At 33.8% G+C, this 18,587-nt stretch carries 16 protein-coding genes and 2 tRNA genes; 14 read left to right on the top strand and 4 right to left on the bottom strand.

From position 1 onward, the window contains the following. Positions 1–3: 3 nt before the first annotated feature. The 8 genes from J4T76_RS00155 to mgtA all read left to right on the top strand — a co-directional run bounded on the left by J4T76_RS00155 (position 4) and on the right by mgtA (position 10,356). On the top strand, positions 4–642 hold the full coding sequence (locus tag J4T76_RS00155; RefSeq protein ID WP_267340987.1) for an NAD(P)H-binding protein: 639 nt from the start codon (positions 4–6) through the stop codon (positions 640–642). 46 nt (positions 643–688) lie between these two features. Continuing rightward, on the top strand, positions 689–1,675 hold the full coding sequence (locus tag J4T76_RS00150) for a FecCD family ABC transporter permease (protein ID WP_267340986.1): 987 nt from the start codon (positions 689–691) through the stop codon (positions 1,673–1,675). 13 nt (positions 1,676–1,688) lie between these two features. After that, entirely contained in the window at positions 1,689–2,465 is a 777-nt protein-coding gene (locus J4T76_RS00145) for a heme ABC transporter ATP-binding protein (RefSeq protein WP_267340985.1), read from the top strand. Positions 2,466–2,539: 74 nt separating this feature from the next. Further along, positions 2,540–3,553 (top strand): zinc transporter ZntB, encoded by a 1,014-nt coding sequence (gene zntB / locus J4T76_RS00140; RefSeq protein ID WP_267340983.1) that lies wholly within the window; start codon positions 2,540–2,542, stop codon positions 3,551–3,553. A gap of 50 nt (positions 3,554–3,603) precedes the next feature. Beyond that, positions 3,604–3,849, top strand: coding sequence for a hypothetical protein (locus J4T76_RS00135; RefSeq protein WP_267340982.1), 246 nt, complete (start codon positions 3,604–3,606; stop codon positions 3,847–3,849). A 298-nt stretch (positions 3,850–4,147) separates the two neighbouring features. Continuing rightward, on the top strand, positions 4,148–4,318 hold the full coding sequence (locus J4T76_RS11785; RefSeq protein ID WP_443135246.1) for a GNAT family N-acetyltransferase: 171 nt from the start codon (positions 4,148–4,150) through the stop codon (positions 4,316–4,318). Positions 4,319–4,357: 39 nt separating this feature from the next. Then, positions 4,358–6,250: a DNA topoisomerase III gene (locus J4T76_RS00130; protein WP_267354872.1), complete on the top strand. Its 1,893-nt coding sequence runs from the start codon at positions 4,358–4,360 to the stop codon at positions 6,248–6,250. Between the two features lie 1,397 nt (positions 6,251–7,647). Continuing rightward, complete coding sequence (mgtA, locus tag J4T76_RS00125; protein WP_267340980.1) at positions 7,648–10,356, top strand: magnesium-translocating P-type ATPase; 2,709 nt, start codon at positions 7,648–7,650, stop codon at positions 10,354–10,356. 349 nt (positions 10,357–10,705) lie between these two features. Here the strand turns inward: mgtA and J4T76_RS00120 are convergent, their stop codons facing one another. Next, the gene (locus J4T76_RS00120; protein WP_267340979.1) at positions 10,706–10,936 is read right to left on the bottom strand and encodes a YdcH family protein; all 231 of its coding nucleotides are present in this window, start codon (positions 10,934–10,936) and stop codon (positions 10,706–10,708) included. Between the two features lie 165 nt (positions 10,937–11,101). On the opposite strand from J4T76_RS00120, the gene J4T76_RS00115 reads away from it, so the two are divergent. Together J4T76_RS00115 and J4T76_RS00110 are read left to right on the top strand one after the other, a co-directional pair. Next, on the top strand, positions 11,102–12,631 hold the full coding sequence (locus J4T76_RS00115) for a helicase HerA-like C-terminal domain-containing protein (RefSeq protein ID WP_267355786.1): 1,530 nt from the start codon (positions 11,102–11,104) through the stop codon (positions 12,629–12,631). A gap of 50 nt (positions 12,632–12,681) precedes the next feature. Beyond that, on the top strand, positions 12,682–13,770 hold the full coding sequence (locus J4T76_RS00110) for an AI-2E family transporter (protein ID WP_267340976.1): 1,089 nt from the start codon (positions 12,682–12,684) through the stop codon (positions 13,768–13,770). A 22-nt stretch (positions 13,771–13,792) separates the two neighbouring features. Here J4T76_RS00110 and bcp read toward each other — a convergent pair whose 3' ends face one another. Both bcp and hemL read right to left on the bottom strand, forming a co-directional pair. Beyond that, positions 13,793–14,269 (bottom strand): thioredoxin-dependent thiol peroxidase, encoded by a 477-nt coding sequence (gene bcp / locus J4T76_RS00105; protein WP_267340975.1) that lies wholly within the window; start codon positions 14,267–14,269, stop codon positions 13,793–13,795. Positions 14,270–14,365: 96 nt separating this feature from the next. Further along, positions 14,366–15,664 carry a glutamate-1-semialdehyde 2,1-aminomutase gene (hemL, locus tag J4T76_RS00100; RefSeq protein WP_267355788.1) on the bottom strand — a complete coding sequence of 433 codons (1,299 nt, stop codon included), beginning with the start codon at positions 15,662–15,664 and terminating at the stop codon, positions 14,366–14,368. A 154-nt stretch (positions 15,665–15,818) separates the two neighbouring features. Between hemL and erpA the strand changes: the two genes are divergently transcribed. The 3 genes from erpA to J4T76_RS00085 all read left to right on the top strand — a co-directional run bounded on the left by erpA (position 15,819) and on the right by J4T76_RS00085 (position 16,717). After that, complete coding sequence (gene erpA / locus J4T76_RS00095) at positions 15,819–16,157, top strand: iron-sulfur cluster insertion protein ErpA (RefSeq protein ID WP_267340971.1); 339 nt, start codon at positions 15,819–15,821, stop codon at positions 16,155–16,157. 379 nt (positions 16,158–16,536) lie between these two features. Beyond that, positions 16,537–16,624 (top strand) — tRNA-Leu (locus J4T76_RS00090). A gap of 17 nt (positions 16,625–16,641) precedes the next feature. After that, positions 16,642–16,717, top strand: a tRNA-Gly gene (locus J4T76_RS00085). 362 nt (positions 16,718–17,079) lie between these two features. On the opposite strand, the gene J4T76_RS00080 is transcribed toward J4T76_RS00085, so the two are convergent. After that, a complete protein-coding gene (locus tag J4T76_RS00080) occupies positions 17,080–17,631 on the bottom strand; it encodes an HPP family protein (protein WP_267340970.1) in 552 nt (183 codons plus the stop codon). A 176-nt stretch (positions 17,632–17,807) separates the two neighbouring features. Between J4T76_RS00080 and J4T76_RS00075 the strand changes: the two genes are divergently transcribed. Beyond that, positions 17,808–18,380 carry a TetR/AcrR family transcriptional regulator gene (locus J4T76_RS00075; protein WP_267340969.1) on the top strand — a complete coding sequence of 191 codons (573 nt, stop codon included), beginning with the start codon at positions 17,808–17,810 and terminating at the stop codon, positions 18,378–18,380. Positions 18,381–18,587: the final 207 nt, after the last annotated feature.

The raw sequence follows: 18,587 nt of genomic DNA, 5'->3' as shown, positions 1-18,587 counted from the left end.
AAAATGCAGACATTATTAATTTTTGGTGTAAGCCCTAAACAAGGTACAGGTTTTCAAATTGCTCATTTAGTTAAGCAATATCACGCGAATTGGCGTTGCATTGTATTAGTTCGTGATGCTGATTTTGCTAACCAATTGACTAAGCAAGGTTTTGAGGCTCATGTTGGAGATGCAACCGATTATACATTGGTTAAAAATCTATGCAAATTAGCTGGTAGTGAAGCCACAATTATATCAACTTTGGGCGGTGAAACGGGTAATTATTTAGCTCAACGAGTGATTATCGACTGTGCTGAACAATCTTCTATTAAACAGATGGTTCTAGTCACTTCATTAGGGTGTGGTGATTCATGGTCTACGTTGTCAGAACGTGCTAAACAAGCCTTTGGTAATGCAGTACGTGAAAAATCATTAGCAGAGGTTTGGTTGCAAACTAGCCAGTTAAACTTTTTGATTTTAAGACCAGGCGGATTACGTAATGGTGAAATGACGCTAAAAGCTGAGTGTTATTATCAGCAAGAAGTACATGGTTTTATTTATCGTACAGATTTAGCGAAAATGGTTATTGACAAAATTGTCAATCAACAGATTGACAATCGAGCTTACAGTGTAGTTGATCCTAGCTTGAACATAACCTATTAATTGACTCCATTAGGAGAATACATTAGAACAGATAAGAGGATAATGGGTGCGCAAGTATAGTCATCGTTCTTTGTTGTGGGGATTATTTGCCATTCTATTGGCGCTAATTCTATTTTCTGCAAATTCTGGCGCGTTAAAACTAACCCTTGATGAATTAGTGGATATGTCGGTGGATGATCCGTTATGGAATATTTGGTTAAATATACGTATGCCACGAATAATGTTAGCTATTATTGTAGGAATGGCATTAGCGGCCTCTGGCGCAGTGATGCAAGGATTATTTCGTAATCCTTTAGCTGATCCAGGCTTACTTGGCATTAGTAGTGGTGCGGCTTTAATGGTTGGTTTCTCCATTTTGTTTCCTGCTGTTTTTCCACCGATTATGATCATGTATGGCAAAATGGTAGCAGCATTTGTTGGTAGCTTTTTTATCTGTTTGTTAATTTATCTTTATAGCATAAATTCGCAATGTAATTTGGCTAAAATGGTATTACTAGGTGTTGCAATAAATGCTGTCATTGGTGCGATTATGGGTTGTTTGAGTTATATTAGTGATGAAGCGCAATTGCGACAACTCTCTTTATGGTCCATGGGGCATTTAGGTAAGGGATCTTGGGAGTTAGTTTTGGTTGCCTTATCACTTATCGTTCCTGCTTTACTTTGTTTATTGAAGCTTTCTCATCAACTAAATATTCTCCAACTAGGTGACGAAGATGCTCATTATCTAGGTATTAAAGTGCGAAGAATTAAGCAGTATTTATTATTACTTTCTGCTGTACTGATAGGTACATCCGTCGCAGTTAGTGGCATGATTGCGTTTGTCGGTCTAGTTGTACCACATATGATTCGATTACGAGTCGGTGCCAATCATCGCTGGTTATTGCCGGGATCAGCACTGGGTGGTGCTTGTTTATTACTACTAGCAGATACCCTTGCGCGTACTTTAATTGCGCCTACCGAAATTCCAGTCGGACTTTTCACGAGTCTAATTGGTGGCCCTTATTTTATTTGGCTAATTTTAAGACATAAATAATAGATGGTATTTAATGATGTTAACTGCTGAAAATTTGACTTTTGGTTATGCTAATCGCACTTTAATTAATAATGTGTCTTTAAATATAAAATCCAGTGAAATGGTCATTATCATCGGTCCTAATGGTGCCGGTAAATCAACACTATTACGATTGTTAACAGGTTATCAAAAGCCAGTTTCAGGTGAGTGTTACTTATTCAATAAACCATTATCACAATGGTCTGAAACACAATTATCTAAAATTAGAACTGTTATGTTGCAACAAAGCCAATTAACTTTTCCATTTAAGGTGAAAGAAGTAGTGGCAATGGGACGCACTCCTCATGGTAAGGCTAATTTTGAGGAAGCAATACAAGAATGTATGCAACAAACAGATTGTTTAAAACTGGCTGATCGTGACTATCGTAGTTTGTCAGGGGGGGAACAGCAACGAGTACAATTGGCGCGTGTATTAGCGCAGTTATGGCAACCTGAACCTACAGAAAAATTACTATTTTTGGATGAACCGACATCTGCTCTTGATTTATATCATCAACAACATACGTTAAGATTATTGAAACAATTAGTTTGCAAACAAAAATTAGCAGTTTGTTGTATTTTGCATGATCTTAATCTCGCCGCATTATATGCGGATAAAATTATATTAATTCATCAAGGAAAAATTGTTGAGCAAGGGGCGCCCGCGGAGGTGTTAACGGTTAAAAAAATTCATCAATGGTATGGTGTTGAATTAGGAATTTTTAATCATCCTAATCATTCGTCGGTACCTCAAATATATTTAAACCTTTAACCATTTAATCTCGATACTCAATCATTCGCTGCATTTTGAATCAAAATCAGTATATAATTAAGGAAACTTAATAAATGGGGCTAGTAATGATTAACGAAAATAGTGATTGTTCTATTCTGGTTTCCGATCTCCTTGCAGCACAACCTGTTTTTAGTTGCCAATTGGATGGAAAAGGCAAGGCTAATGCTTTGAGTGATAAAACTCAAGCTTCAAAGACCCAACCTTATTGGATACATCTTGATTTTGCTAACAGCAAAACAATCAATTGGATCAATCAAACAAAACTCATTCCTGATCTTGTCAAAAATGAGTTGATAAAGCCAAATCAATTTCCAAAAGAAATTCGCTGCGATTCTGGGATTTTAGTCGTACTGAAAGGCGTTAATTTCACACCCAACGAACTTCCCGATCCCATCGTCACTTTTCGATTTTATATTACGGATAATTTAGTTATCTCAACCCGACACCAAAAAATAGACGCTATTATTAAATTAAAGGAAAATTTAGAGAAAGGAATTGGTCCTGTAGATGTTGCCGATTGGTTGATTCAACTATCTGAATTAATCTGTGAACAAGCTAATTTATCATTCGATGGAGTTCATAATAAAATTATCAAATTAGAAGATCTACTTTTAAATCAGCGAGTTTTTTCTCATAAAGAAATAGGAAGAGTTCGTAAACAACTTTTCATATTACGTCGTTTACTTTCACCACAACGAGATATTTTTGTAAAAATTTCAACAGAACGAATATCTTGGATTGATGATAATGATCGCCAACGATTGCATGATATTTCAAATCAACAAAATCATTATGTTTCTGAGATTGACAGCTGCCTAATTAGAATTGGTTCAGTGATGGAGCAAATTAACAGCATTTTGGCTGAATCGACGAATAAACGTATCTATTTAATGTCGCTGTTCACCATCATATTTACACCAATTACTTTTATAACCAGCTTACTTGGGGTTAATTTGGCGGGCATCCCTTTCAATGAAAAAGAATGGTCTTTTATCGGTTTAATTTTACTGCTTATTGTTATTAGTATTGCTTCAGTATTATGGCTCAAACTCAAAAAATGGTGGTAGCTGATGGATTTTTTAATTACCGATAAGCTATGATTCACCTTAATGAGGTTATGAATCTAAACGGCCTTAAATCATTTTTTGAGATTACACCTCAAACATTAATTCATGTTTATTGGGAAGGAAATATTCGATCTGCTTGTAAAGCTAATCTATTGCAACTAAGTTCAGTTGTAATTAATATTGGTGGTTTCTTTTTTGCAGGTCAACCAAATCAGGATATGCCTCACCATATTCCAAAAGGATACAGTGATAATTATGCAATCCTGATTCCCTGTGATAAAACCTGCAAAATTTGATTGGAAATGACCTTCGCAATAATGATGAGAAAATGATATATTTTAGTTTCTATCTGGCTACAATTTATAATATCCATAAACTACAATTAATTATCTTAAAATAACCTGAAACAACTTATTAAAAGCCATTGATGAAAAAATTATCAGCAAATTATCAATCTCAAATGAGCTAAAGATTTTATAAAAACTATCATTTATATTAAGAGTTAGAAAAATCAGGATTAGGATTTATTAATTTAAAAGATAATGTTATTGTTTTGTTGCATCATCTTATTTAACGTATAATGAGTGTACTGAAATTGAAGTTGATACTGTAATTCATGAAAGACAAAAAGGATTTGCATTGTTTTTTTCTACAAAGTTAATTTTAGCCTATTTGGATCGTAATATATCGGTCAATTTTGATGCGCATAATCAGTCCTCTATGAAAATCGCTACCAAATTAGGCTCTATCTTAAATGAACCCTAAAGCGATTATGTCGTTTGAAATTTATGATTAATACTTATTATGCAATCTAATCAATATTTTCGTTTATTTATTGCTGAAAAACCGAGCTTAGCTAGGGCTATCGCTGATGTATTGCCTAAACCTCATCAAAAAGGTAATGGTTTTATTCGAGCCAGCAATGGAGACGTGGTTAGTTGGTGTATTGGGCATCTATTGGAACAAGCAACACCAGAGATCTATGATGAACGTTTTAAAAAATGGTCTTTAGATGATTTACCTATTATGCCTGAGAAATGGATATTAATTCCAAAAAGAAGTACCGAAAAGCAATTTAATATTTTAGTCGATTTAATTAAATCTGCTAAGCAAATTGTGCATGCAGGTGATCCCGATAGAGAAGGGCAACTGTTGGTGGACGAAGTATTAAACTATTGTCAGCTATCCCCAGAAAAACGCAAAACTATTAAGCGCTGCTTAATTAGTGATTTGAATGCTAGTGCAGTTGAAAAATCTCTTGAACAGCTACGTAGTAACCAAGATTTTGTACCTTTATCGACTTCTGCATTAGCCAGAGCTCGGGCTGACTGGCTTTATGGTATGAATATGAGCCGAGTTTGTACCTTGGTAGGACAAAAAAATGGCTATCGTGGCGTATTATCAATTGGTCGTGTGCAAACGCCTATTTTAGGATTAGTGGTGAGACGCGATTTAGAGATAGCCCAGTTTGTGCCTAAACCGTTCTATGAAGTAATTGCTATTTTGCAAACTAAGGATAACGAAACGTTTAAAGCTAAGTGGCAACCAAGTGAAGCTTGCGAACCTTATCAAGATGAAGAAGGTCGAGTACTGGTTAAAGCATTAGCTGAGAATGTTTGCCAGCGCATTAAAGATAAGTCAGGAATAATTGATAAAGTAAGCAATAAAAAGAAGGAACTTGCTCCACCAATGTTGTTTAATTTATCTGCTTTACAAATTGAAATGGCGAAAAAAACAGGTTTGAGTGCACAAGAAGTGCTTGATATTTGTCAATCATTATACGAAAAGCATAAATTAATCACTTATCCCCGTTCGGATTGTCGTTTTTTGCCTGAAGATCATTTAAAGCAAATTCATGGAGTTAAATCAGCCATTGAAAACAATTGTCCCGATCTGCAAACAGCAATTGACAATGCTAATTTTTCATTGCGTTCTAAAGTATGGAATGATAAAAAAGTTGAAGCGCATCATGCCATTATTCCTACCTTACGTAAAGTCAACATGGGCAGTTTATCCAATAATGAGCAAGTTGTTTATCAAGTTGTTGCAACTCAATATTTAGCTCAGTTTTATCCCGCCTATCAATATGCTGAATTACAAATTGATGTCGAGATTCAAGGAGGGAAATTTATATCAAAAAATAATCAAATGATTGATGAAGGTTGGAAGGCTTTATTTAGAAGCAAAAACGCTCAACTTGATAGCAATACGGAGGATAATGTTGGCAAGGATTTCTTAATTAATCTCATCCAAAAAGGCGAACATGTCCAATGTATCGATACCGAATTGCTTAGTAAAGAAACTCAACCACCAAGACCATTTACGGATGCTACATTATTAGCAGCAATGACAGGCATAGCTCGCTTCGTAAAAGATCCTGAAATTAAAAAGATTCTACGTGAAACAGATGGTCTAGGCACTGAAGCAACGCGTGCCAGTATTATTGAGCTGCTATTTAAAAGGCAATTTCTAATTCGAAAAGGCAAATCAATTTATTCTACTGAAGTTGGTAAAAATTTGATTTTATCACTGCCTGATATTATGTCTATGCCCGACATGACAGCACATTGGGAATTACAATTAGAGGAAATCAGTAAAAAATCATTTTCGTATCAGCAATTTATGCAAGAACTGAGTTTATCATTATCAGATTTAATTGATCAAATGAAAAATACACGATTGAAGATTTGTGCATAAACCCCATATTTAAAAAAACAGCATAAAACGTATTAATGTAAATGTTTATTGGTTTATTGTTATTCAATCGGTTAATCATAATGTATGATTGTTTGCGTGTCGTTATAATTTTAAATAGTGGTTTTTCGCTCTTTGTAACAAAGATTGGTTTTTTAAAACGACTAAATAGGTTTTCAATCAATTGACTGGATCGAGTGCAAAACGATATGTAGTGAGCAAAATCAAAAAAGAGTTAGAATCGAAATGACGACATTGACAATACAAGATGAGTTAAAAATCAATCATTAACCCAATAAGTGCAAATGTTAATATCCTATCCTAAGCCCAACTTGTTTAATTGAGTTGAGTTTAACTGATATTAAGCGATTTTGTTAAATAGTAAAATATTGGGTTAATAAATTTTGTTATGTCAGAACAATAATATTATTCAGCTTAACACTCACTGATGGAATAAAAAATATTTTCTTTTTCTATGTCACCAAATTTATAAAAACAGATCTTATTCTAACGTGATTTCTTTGATATTGTATTCATAATCACATTGTAATTTGGTAGTGCCATTCTTTATAAAATCTCGGCATATTTAACGAAATTTATAAGTGTTTACTGGAACTTTGCTTTTTATAAACAAAATAACCAAGTGTGAAGATGATTATCGATTGGAGCAGTTATTATGGAGTAGGTTGTGATATTTCCATCTTAATCATCTAGGTTAATTAATCATATTTTAATAATAGCTGATCTCGGACATAAGAAGTATTAATTCTATGCTGAATTGCAACTTTATGCATTTTTAAGTGTTGTTTTTAAGCGAACTCGACATATTTTTCTGTTTACAGGTTGACTTCTTTTTGTGAAAAGCGTATAACTTGCCCACCTTGGAGCTTTTCTTTCTTTTTTAACTATAAAAATGGTTTAAAAATGAGGGTAAAGAAAAGTTGAAATCCAAAGGTTAGAGTTCAATTTACAGGAGAAATATGGACACTCAATCGGGTCACCCCAAACAGTGGGGAGATAAATTCAAACGCATCATTATCGGTTAATGAACCTGTCTAAATAGTTATTTTTTCAGTTCACGAGCCGAAATTGATAAAAACGGTAACGGTGAACGATATGCAGTTTTTTAAATGCTATCACTCAAATTCAAAACATCATTGCGCCCTAAAAGTGCTTCTAAGAGTGTTATATCTTACAGATAAGCACCTAGAACCACCAAGTTGTATCTAACTCTTAACTCATTTTATTTTTTTCTAAATTTTTATTTTATGCTAAGCATCAGCTTAAATGGCTAGTTATTGCTTTGCGTTTAGATTTTAGCAATTAGGACTTAAATGCTTAGTTATGATTTAACAAAGTGTAGGTTTCTTTTGTCTAAAAAGTATGGATAGGTACAAACTATGATCAAAAAAACATCTAAAGTAAAGACAGAAAATACTTCAAACATAAAGGCTCTTGAAGAAGCTCAGAACAGTCTTGATAATATTTTATCTAATTTCCAATCAAGCCTATCTGGATTAACTCAAGAAAATGCTAAATCTCGATTGGAACAGTATGGAAAAAATGAAGTCGCTCGTGAAAAAGTACCTTCTGCTTTTGCTCAATTACTATTAGCTTTTAACAATCCGTTTATATTTGTGCTATTGATATTAGCAATAGTTAGTTTTGTCACTGATTACTGGTTACCACTACAAAGTGGTGAAGAAACCGATCTGACTGGCGTTATCATTATTTTAACTATGGTAACACTAAGTGGAATATTACGTTTTTGGCAGGAATTTAGATCAAACAAGGCTGCCGAAGCTTTAAAATCCATGATCCGAACCACCGCAACGGTATTGCGCCGAGCACATAAAGATATGAGCCCCGAACGCATTGAAATTCCATTAAGTGAAATTGTTCCAGGCGATATTGTTTATTTATCAGCAGGCGATATGATCCCCGCCGATATTCGTTTGATTGAATCACGTGATTTATTTGTTAGCCAAGCTGTATTAACAGGCGAATCCATTCCTGTTGAAAAATACGACACATTAGGCGCGGTAACTCAAAAAACCAGCGATAATGTTGAAGCTTCTGATCTTGATAAAGATAATGTGCTTGATGTTAATAATATTTGTTTTATGGGTACAAATGTAGTGAGCGGAACGGCAACAGCTATAGTGGTTGCAACCGGTGCTGATACACATTTTGGTTCATTAGCTAAATCAATAGTTGGATCAAGAGCCGAAACCTCATTCGATCGCGGCGTAAATAGTGTAAGTTGGTTATTGATTCGCTTTATGTTAGTGATGGTTCCTATTGTTCTATTAATAAATGGATTTACAAAAGGGGATTGGGGGGAAGCAACGTTATTTGCTTTAGCTGTTGCGGTTGGTTTAACGCCTGAAATGTTGCCAATGATCGTTAGTGCAAACCTTGCCAAAGGTGCCGTTGGGATGGCAAAACGTAAAGTTGTTGTGAAACGTTTAAACGCTATTCAAAATTTTGGTGCGATGGACATTTTATGTACTGATAAAACTGGCACATTGACTCAAGATAAAATCATTTTAGAACATCATTTAGATATAAACGGGCAAATTGATCCATCTGTTCTACAACTAGCTTGGCTCAATAGTTATTATCAAAGTGGAATGAAAAACTTGATGGATAAAGCTATCATCCGTTTTGCCGAAGAAAAAACCAGTGTCAAAAAAGTAGGTATTGGTTTTTATAAAAAAATTGATGAATTACCATTTGATTTTGTTCGTCGTCGTTTATCTGTTGTTGTTCAAGGTAATGATGATAATCATTTGATGATCTGTAAAGGTGCCGTTGAAGAAATGCTATCAATTTCGGATTTTGTTTATGAAAACGGAGAATATTTACCATTAGATGAAAACCGTAAACAAGCATTGATTGAATTGGCTCATAACTATAATAGAGATGGTTTTAGAGTATTAGCGGTTGGTATAAAAGAGATACCCTTTAACCAAACTAAAACTCAATATAATGTTCAAGATGAAAAAGCTTTAGCGATTCGTGGTTTTTTAACTTTTTTAGATCCGCCAAAAGAGAGCGCTTATGAAGCTATTTCCGCGTTAAACGAACATGGGGTTGGGGTTAAAGTGTTAACAGGTGATAATGAAATAATCACCATTAAAGTATGCCGCGAAGTAGGTTTAGAACCTGGTATTCCTTTACTGGGTACTGAAATTGAAACAATGGACGATGAACAGCTAAAAGTGCAAATTGAACAACGTACTATTTTTGCAAAATTAACTCCATTGCAAAAATCACGCATAATTCGTTTATTGCAAGATAATGGTCATACTGTTGGTTTTCTTGGCGATGGTATTAATGATGCACCGGCTTTACGTGATGCTGATGTGGGGATCTCTGTTGATACCGCCACGGATATCGCTAAAGAATCTGCAGATATCATTTTATTAGAAAAAAGCTTGATGGTATTAGAAGAAGGCGTTATTTGTGGTCGTGAAACTTTCGGTAATATCATGAAATATCTGAACATGACGGCTAGTTCTAACTTTGGTAATATATTTTCAGTATTAGTTGCTAGTGCGTTTTTACCGTTTTTACCGATGCTAGCGATACATTTACTTATTCAAAACTTGCTGTATGATATTTCACAACTCTCATTACCATGGGATAAGATGGATGACGAGTTTTTACAAAAACCACGTAAATGGGATGCTCGTAATATTGGGCGTTTTATGATTTGGATAGGACCAACATCGTCCATTTTTGATATCACAACCTATGCACTAATGTGGTTTGTATTTAGTGCTAATAATATTGAAGCCCAATCACTGTTCCATTCTGGTTGGTTTATTGAAGGTTTGTTATCACAAACGCTGGTTGTGCACATGCTTAGAACACAAAAAATTCCATTTGTGCAAAGTACAGCTGCATTCCCAGTTATTGTAATGACACTGTTAATTATGGCTGTGGGTATTTATATTCCGTTTTCACCTTTAGGTGGATTAATTGGATTGCAACCATTACCTTGGTCATATTTCCCATGGCTATTAGCAACATTATTCAGCTATTGCTGTGTTGCTCAATTAATGAAACGTATCTATATCAAACGTTTCGGCCAATGGTTCTAGCTTGATTAAAAACTATATAAATGATGTAAATTTCATTTATATAGTTAATTTATATCTTAAAAATTATATCTAATAAAACATCTTGTGAATCATACAATTACAACTAAAAGGAAATAACACATGAAAACACCACATAAAAATCTAATTGTACTAATCAAAAGTCGCAAACAAAAAAAGGCTCGAGGACACTTGATTAAGTAATAAAAAGCATAATCACCAATATTATAATAAAATCGTTGGTGTAATTAGGTAAGTTAATATACAATAAAAAACCCCATTAATTGGGGTTTTTTATTTATTCATTAATTTTTTGAATCTATTATCTGTCTAAAAATAACTATTTAATTAACTATAACTTTAAATGGTTATCATTGGTTTTTCTTAAAATATCATAAATTTCATCTTTCAGTTTTAGTTTTTGTTTTTTCAACTCATCTATCGTTTCGCTCGTATCAACAGTAATTCCAGACTCAATATTTTTAATTTTTTGATCAAGTTCATTGTGTAAATCAAACAGTTTTTGAAAACGTAAATCGTTATTTTTCAATTTAGAGATTAATTCGCGATATTCTGGAAACATAACGGCTCCTTATATTGGCTAGATGGATAATAAAAATAGCGGTTACTGCTAATTCAGCATACAATATTCTTTAAAACTTTAACAGTAAAAAGCATTTAATTGACAAAATAGGTAAATTGTTTTTATCCATCAAATATTAAACAACATTTTTCAAGAGGTTAATCCATGAGTGAATCGATCATAATCGCCAAAAGCCATGGCAAAGATTTATCCATTATAGCAGCATTAGCTAATCGTCATGGTTTAATTACTGGCGCAACAGGTACGGGTAAAACAGTTACATTACAAAAAATGGCCGAAGGTTTTTCACAAATAGGCGTACCAGTTTTTCTTGCTGATGTTAAAGGCGATTTAACTGGTCTTGGGGAAAAGGCTATTTTAACGGAGAAATTGAAGGCTCGTTTAGATAATATACAAGTTAATAATTGGCAACCTGATGCATCACCCATTGAACTCTGGGATGTTTTTGCTGAAAAAGGGATACCTGTTCGTAGTACCGTATCTGATATAGGTCCGATTTTATTAGCACGATTACTCAATCTAAATGATATTCAATCCGGTGTATTGCAATTGGTTTTTAAAATCGCTGATGATAATGGTTTATTGTTACTTGATTTCAAGGATCTTCGTTCTTTAATTCAATTTGTTGGTGAGAATGCCAAACAATTTATAACTCAATACGGTAATATTTCACTTTCGTCAATAGGAGCAATTCAACGTGGACTACTGACGCTTGAACAACAAGGTGCTGAATTTTTTCTTGGCGAACCCATGCTTGATATTCAAGACTTAATACAAGTAAATGCAGAAGGAAAAGGAATTATCAATATTTTGTCTGCACAAAAATTATATAATTCACCTAAATTGTATTCTGTTTTCCTTTTATGGCTCTTATCTGAACTATTTGAACATTTACCCGAAATTGGTGATCCAGACAAACCTAAACTGGTGTTCTTTTTTGATGAAGCCCATTTGTTATTTAATGATATTTCGCCAGCTTTACTAGAAAAAATTGAACAAGTAGTACGTTTAATTCGCTCCAAAGGGGTGGGTATTTATTTTGCTTCGCAAAACCCGACAGATATTCCGGATACCGTATTAGGGCAATTAGGTAATCGTGTTCAACATGCTTTACGAGCTTTTACACCAAAAGATCAAAAGGCCGTCAAAACCGCTGCACAAACAATGCGTGCTAATCCAAGTTTTGATACTGAGAAAGCGATAATGGAATTAGGTGTTGGTGAAGCATTGATTTCTTTTTTAGATGAAAAAGGTCGTCCGAATATGGTCGAACGTGGTTTTGTTATTGCACCAGGATCGAAAATGGGGGCAATGTCTCCAGAAAACCAATCAGCAATTATCCAACATTCCCAGTATTATAACAAATATCAATCGACTATTGATCGTCAATCTGCTTATGAGATATTAAAAAATGGATTTTCATTAAATAACTTATCTAACTCTCTGTCTGATAAGAATGATCAAAGCGTAAATAACAACCCGATTAATCAACAAAATAAAAACGGTGGTGGATTACTTGATTTTTTCCGCTCAATATTCTTTGGTTCCACAGGACCAAAAGGTGGACAACATGATGGTATTGCCCAACAGCTAGCTAAAAGTGCAACTAGACAAGTAGTGAATCAAATTAGTCGAAAAATCACCCGTGGTATATTAGGTGGTTTTAAAAAATAATCAATTAAAGAGTTTATAATTCAAGTAACCCGTACGATAGGAGAATTTTGATGTTAAAAATGTTTATGGAATGGTATAAAAAGCGTTTTAGTGATCCGCATGTAGTGTCATTAATGGCGGTGATTATCGGCTTATTTATTATCATCTATTTTTTCAATAAAATTCTGCTACCTATATTAATTGCCATAGTGCTTTCCTATTTACTCGATAGTCCTGTTAATTTTTTACATAGAAAAGGTTTGCCAAGAACATTAGCAGTTATTATTGTTTTATTACTGTTTATGATGGTAGTTCTTGTCGGAATCATGATTTTACTACCATTGATTTGGCAGCAAAGTATTAGCTTGATCACTAATATTCCTAACATGCTTAATTTTGCTAATAATTTCTTAACAACTTTACCTCAACATTATCCTGAATTAATTGATGTTAGGTTATTTGACTCAATAATTCAAGGCATTACGAGCAAAGTTGTGCAAACAGGAAACTCATTATTACAATTTTCAATTGTCTCTTTGTTAGGGTTTGTATCCGTTGCAATTAACGCTGTTTTGGTACCCATAATGATGTTTTTTTTATTAAAGGACAAAACCAAGATATTAGCCTATTGTTCTAAAATTTTACCTAAAAATCGTACGATTTTAAATAAGGTAGCCGCTGAAATGGATATGCAAATCTCAAACTATATCGTTGGCAATGTGTTACACATAATCATTTTAGCTGTTTGTGTGTATATTCCATTTTGGTATTTTGGATTGGATTATGGTTTGTTGCTTGCAGTGATTGTCGGTCTATCAGTATTGATTCCATATATTGGCATTATTATTTCAACGATCCCTGTAGTGCTAATTGCCATCTTCCAGTGGGGAATAAGTCCTGAATTTACCTATTTAATGATCTGTTATGTTTTAATCCAAGCGTTGGATGGCAATTTATTGGTACCTTGTTTATTTTCAGAGAAATTAAATCTTCATCCGTTAGTGATTATTATTTCTGTGATTGTGTATGGGGGATTATGGGGATTTTGGGGAATATTTTTTGCTATACCATTGGCTACATTAGTTAAAGCTATTATTAACGCTTGGCCAACACCTGAAGATATTAATAATAATGGAATAAAAGAAATTAAAGCAGATTAAACAATTTAATCTGCTTGAAAAATTAGTTAGATTGATTTTCTAAATAGTCTAAAACGATTTCATGATGATCGCTTGTTTTAAAATTATCAAAAACTTTTTCAATATTCCCGTCTTTGCTAATTAAAAAACTAATTCGATGAATACCTTCATAGGTTTTACCCATGAATTCTTTTTCGCCCCAAGTCCCAAATGCTTGGGCAACTTCATGATTTTCATCAGAAAGCAAAGTAAAATTTAACAACTCTTTTTCAACAAATCGAGATAACTTTTCAGGTTTATCTGTACTAATGCCAAGGATCACCACATCGTATTGGTTGAAATCATCAGAACTATCTCGTAAATTACAAGCTTGCACTGTACAACCGGGTGTCATGGCTTTGGGATAAAAATAGATTAAAACACGTTGACCTTTAAAATCTTTCAAGCTGATGTACTCTCCATCTTGGTCAGGTAATGAAAACTCAGGTGCTTTTTCACCTTCTTTTAGAGGATTAACCATATAATATTTACCTATTTTAATAATTTAATTTTTTATCTCTGTAGTGTATTAAAAAATAGTGTCATGCCTTTTGTTTAAAAATAGAGAATTTATAAACTAAAAGTTTAAGTTACTAAAAAAACGATTTGCTGCATCAATTGTGTGATTGATCTCCCTGTCGGTATGTTTAATCGACATGAAGCCTGCTTCAAATGCAGATGGCGCAAGATAAACACCTTCAGCGAGCATATAATGATAGAATTTTTTGAATAATTCAATATTACACTGCATAACATCCTGATAGCTGCTTACTTCATCAGCGGTTGTGAAAAATAGTCCAAACATGGCACCTGCGTGATTGACTACTAAGGGGACATTATGTGTTTTGGCTGCTTTTTTTAGACCATTAGCTAATACTGCTGTTTTATCCATTAATTCTTGATAGATACCTACTTCCATCAGTTTAGTCAAAGTTGTATATCCCGCAGCCATGGCAACTGGATTGCCGGATAATGTGCCTGCTTGATAAATAGGTCCAGTTGGAGCCAATTGTTGCATAATGTCAGCTCGTCCACCAAACGCACCGACAGGCATGCCACCGCCAATAATTTTTCCTAAACATGTTAAATCCGGCACTACATCATAATAATCTTGAGCTCCGCCCAAAGCGACTCTAAATCCAGTCATCACTTCATCGATAATTAAGAGTGCTCCATATTCATCACATAATGTCCGTAATCCATGCAGAAACTCTTTTCTCGCAGGAACACAATTCATATTTCCTGCTACAGGCTCAACAATAATCGCAGCAATGTCGTTAGGATATTGCTCAAATTGTTGTTTAACGGATGCCAAATTATTATAATCACACACTAAAGTATGTTTTACAAAATCATTAGGGACGCCCGGTGAAGTAGGATGACCAAAGGTGAGGGCACCAGACCCTGCTTTAACTAATAAGTAATCCGCATGCCCATGATAACAACCTTCAAATTTAATAATTTTATCTCGTCCAGTAAATCCACGAGCAACACGTATCGCACTCATGGTTGCTTCTGTGCCTGAATTTACCATACGTAGCATTTCAATTGAAGGCATTAACTGTGTAACAAGATTAGCTACTTTGGTTTCTATTTCTGTTGGCGCACCATAACTTAATCCATTGTGAATGGCATCAATAACTGCACTAGCTACATCGGGATCGTTATGCCCTAAGATCATTGGCCCCCAAGAACCAACATAATCAATATATGCTTTCCCATCAACATCATAAATATAAGCGCCATTTGCGCGTTCAATAAATAATGGTGTACCACCTACACCATTAAAAGCCCGCACAGGAGAGTTTACACCACCAGGCATTACAGATAATGCTTGATGATACAACTTTTCTGACTTAAATTTATTTAGCTTCATTGAGGTAACCTCTGTAAAAAAATTTGTTGTATTTATTCATAAAATCAAAATAAATTCAAGTTAGCGATTAAAAATTTATTTAATAGAAGTTTTCGTTTTGTATTTTCAATCAGCAACGGTATATAATATCGCTATCAAATATTGGGAGAAAAAAATGAGTAATGCTTTTCCGATTAACTTTACGGATGCTGCCGCTAATAAAGTTAAATTATTAGTCACAGAAGAAGAAAATCCAAACCTAAAATTACGAGTTTACATAACTGGTGGTGGTTGTAGTGGTTTTCAATATGGTTTCACTTTTGATGAAAATGTAAATGAAGACGATCTTGCTATCGAAAAAAATGGTGTATCACTTGTTGTAGATCCAATGAGTTTACAGTATCTAGTTGGAGGCACTATTGATTATGTTGAAGGCTTACAGGGTTCACGTTTTGTAGTAGATAATCCTAATGCAACATCCACATGTGGTTGTGGTTCATCTTTTAGTGTTTAATTAAACTACCGTTTTTTTATCATCCATTCGTAGTAGCAAAATCGTCGTATTGTTAACTAGCGTTTTGCTAATGCCACTATTCAGAACATAAATTTATGTACAATAAACCTAAATATTTTTATGTTCTGATCTTCAAGCGTGAAAAATTTGACGTTAAAAACTATATTCTAATTTAGCTCAAGAAAATTTATGCCTATTTGAATTTTACCGATTATGGATCTAAAAAACATCGTTAATAGTAAAAAAGGTTAATAAACTCGCAAATGTGATAAACATTGAGCAATCGAACAATTATTTTTATTTTTTAGTTGACGATATTTCTCAAATGAGTAAAATGCACAGCATCCAAAACGCAATTACATTTAGTAATTAGTTTTGAGCCCGGGTGGTGAAATCGGTAGACACAAGGGATTTAAAATCCCTCGGCCTTTTTGGCCGTGCGAGTTCAAGTCTCGCCCCGGGCACCATTTAAAACACTTCTCATGCGGGAATAGCTCAGTTGGTAGAGCGCAACCTTGCCAAGGTTGAGGTCGCGAGTTCGAACCTCGTTTCCCGCTCCAATTCTAATTATTTATTTACTAACATCGTATAATGCCAGTGGATACTAAGTAATCAAAGCGTTACGTACTTATCTTTCTAAGCCAAACTATTGATGAGAATTTAAAATACACGGCTTATACTTACACTTTTAAGTATCTTACTTTGCAATTTGAACATTGATACATTCATTTCTGATTCAGTTTGATGCTATCTTGTTTTGAGTAGGTAGACCTTTTTATGCTTTCAATTTTATATTCCTTTTGTTTTTTATTTTATTTCTTATCAAGATAATATGAGTATGAATCGATTAATTAATTTAACTCTTTGTTGTACTGAAATTAATTCTCAAACGGTTGAAATGGTTAGAAATAAAATGGGTGGATTATTCCTTTTTTGATTTTATCTTCCTTTTACTTATACTTAGCTGATATCCAAACCAGTAACAAGGCCAGCGAGTACCAATACCAATATTATTGATCACTAATGCAATAATAACTAGCAATACTGATCCAATAAGTACAGGTGTAAGTAAAAATGAATAATTAGTCGTTCCTGACATTATAATAAGGAGTGGATTAGCTCCAGCAGGTGCGTGAACAACACGCAGTAGTTGCATTAATGCAATTGAAGCACCAACAGCGAATGCGATAGGGAGCATTCCATCACCAAATAGATTCATTGTTAATAATCCTATTAATGTAGAAATTAAATGCCCTCCAATAATATTTCTAGGTTGAGCTAATGGAGATTTAGGGACAGCGAATAACAAAACACACGTCGCTCCTAATGGCGCCATAATTGAAACAACACCATATAAACGGGTAATTAAAAGTAACACGATAATCCCCAAAAATCCACCTGCAAAACCTCTCAGTATTGTTTTTACATCGGGTCTAGATTGTAAAACTTCCCCACCAACGATTTTTTTAAACATGCCTGCTCCTTATATTTATATAAAAAAAGATAAATAACTACACTATGTAAACTGTATCGTTTACATAGTGTAGTTATTTAGTCAGAAATGATCAAATGTTATTCTTAAAATATTCTATAATCATAATCGTGATATAATTGAGGTCGTTTTCGAACCAATTTGAAATGAGTAGAGTAATGAAACTTAAACCCGAGATTGTAGATAATATATTGGATTCTGCTGAATTATTATTTAATGAACAAGGCTATCGTGCTATAAGTTTAGATTTAGTGGCAAACCGTGCAGGTGTCTCTAAAAGAACACTTTATAAATATTTTAGTGATAAAAATGGGTTAGTATGTAAAGTGCTATTGAGAAGAGATGCTTTCTTTAGAGAGTCTCTTACCAATGTGGTGGCTGTCTTTTCGGATAAAATTGACAAGATAAATGCCATTATTTCATGGTATATTCGATGGTTTCATAGTGATAATTTTCATGGTTGCATGTTTGTTCGTGCTCAAGCTGAATATCAAAATAAAAATGAAGAAATTTGTACAATTGCACGAGAACATAAATATTGGATTCAAACTACGATTCAAGAATGTTTAGGCAAAACACAATCATGCGAAGAAGTTTCTCATTTTATCATGTTGGCATTAGAGGGGATGATTTCTTACACTTCCTTATTTGGTACAGAAAATCACAATTTTGCACATGATAAAAAATACATTTTCGACTTGATCAACAATATTGATGCTATAAATACTTAAACTATTCTAATTAATCAACAGTCTTGCCAATTAATAAAAATAAGTCATCATGCTTTCGAATATCTCCATTAAAAATAAAGAAATTTATAGATATCTTCCTTGATATCCTATTTCCTTGTTAACAGATAATGGTAGCAAAAATAAAGGTTGATTTTATTTAAGATGACGGGATAAACAAGGCATGATTCGCTGACTTGTTAAGCATAA

Source organism: Gilliamella sp. B3022 (assembly GCF_028751545.1).
In the GTDB taxonomy this organism is placed as follows: Bacteria; Pseudomonadota; Gammaproteobacteria; order Enterobacterales; family Orbaceae; genus Gilliamella.
Note: the sequence above shows the minus strand (reverse complement) of the source record. Positions and strands in the feature narration are given on the sequence as shown.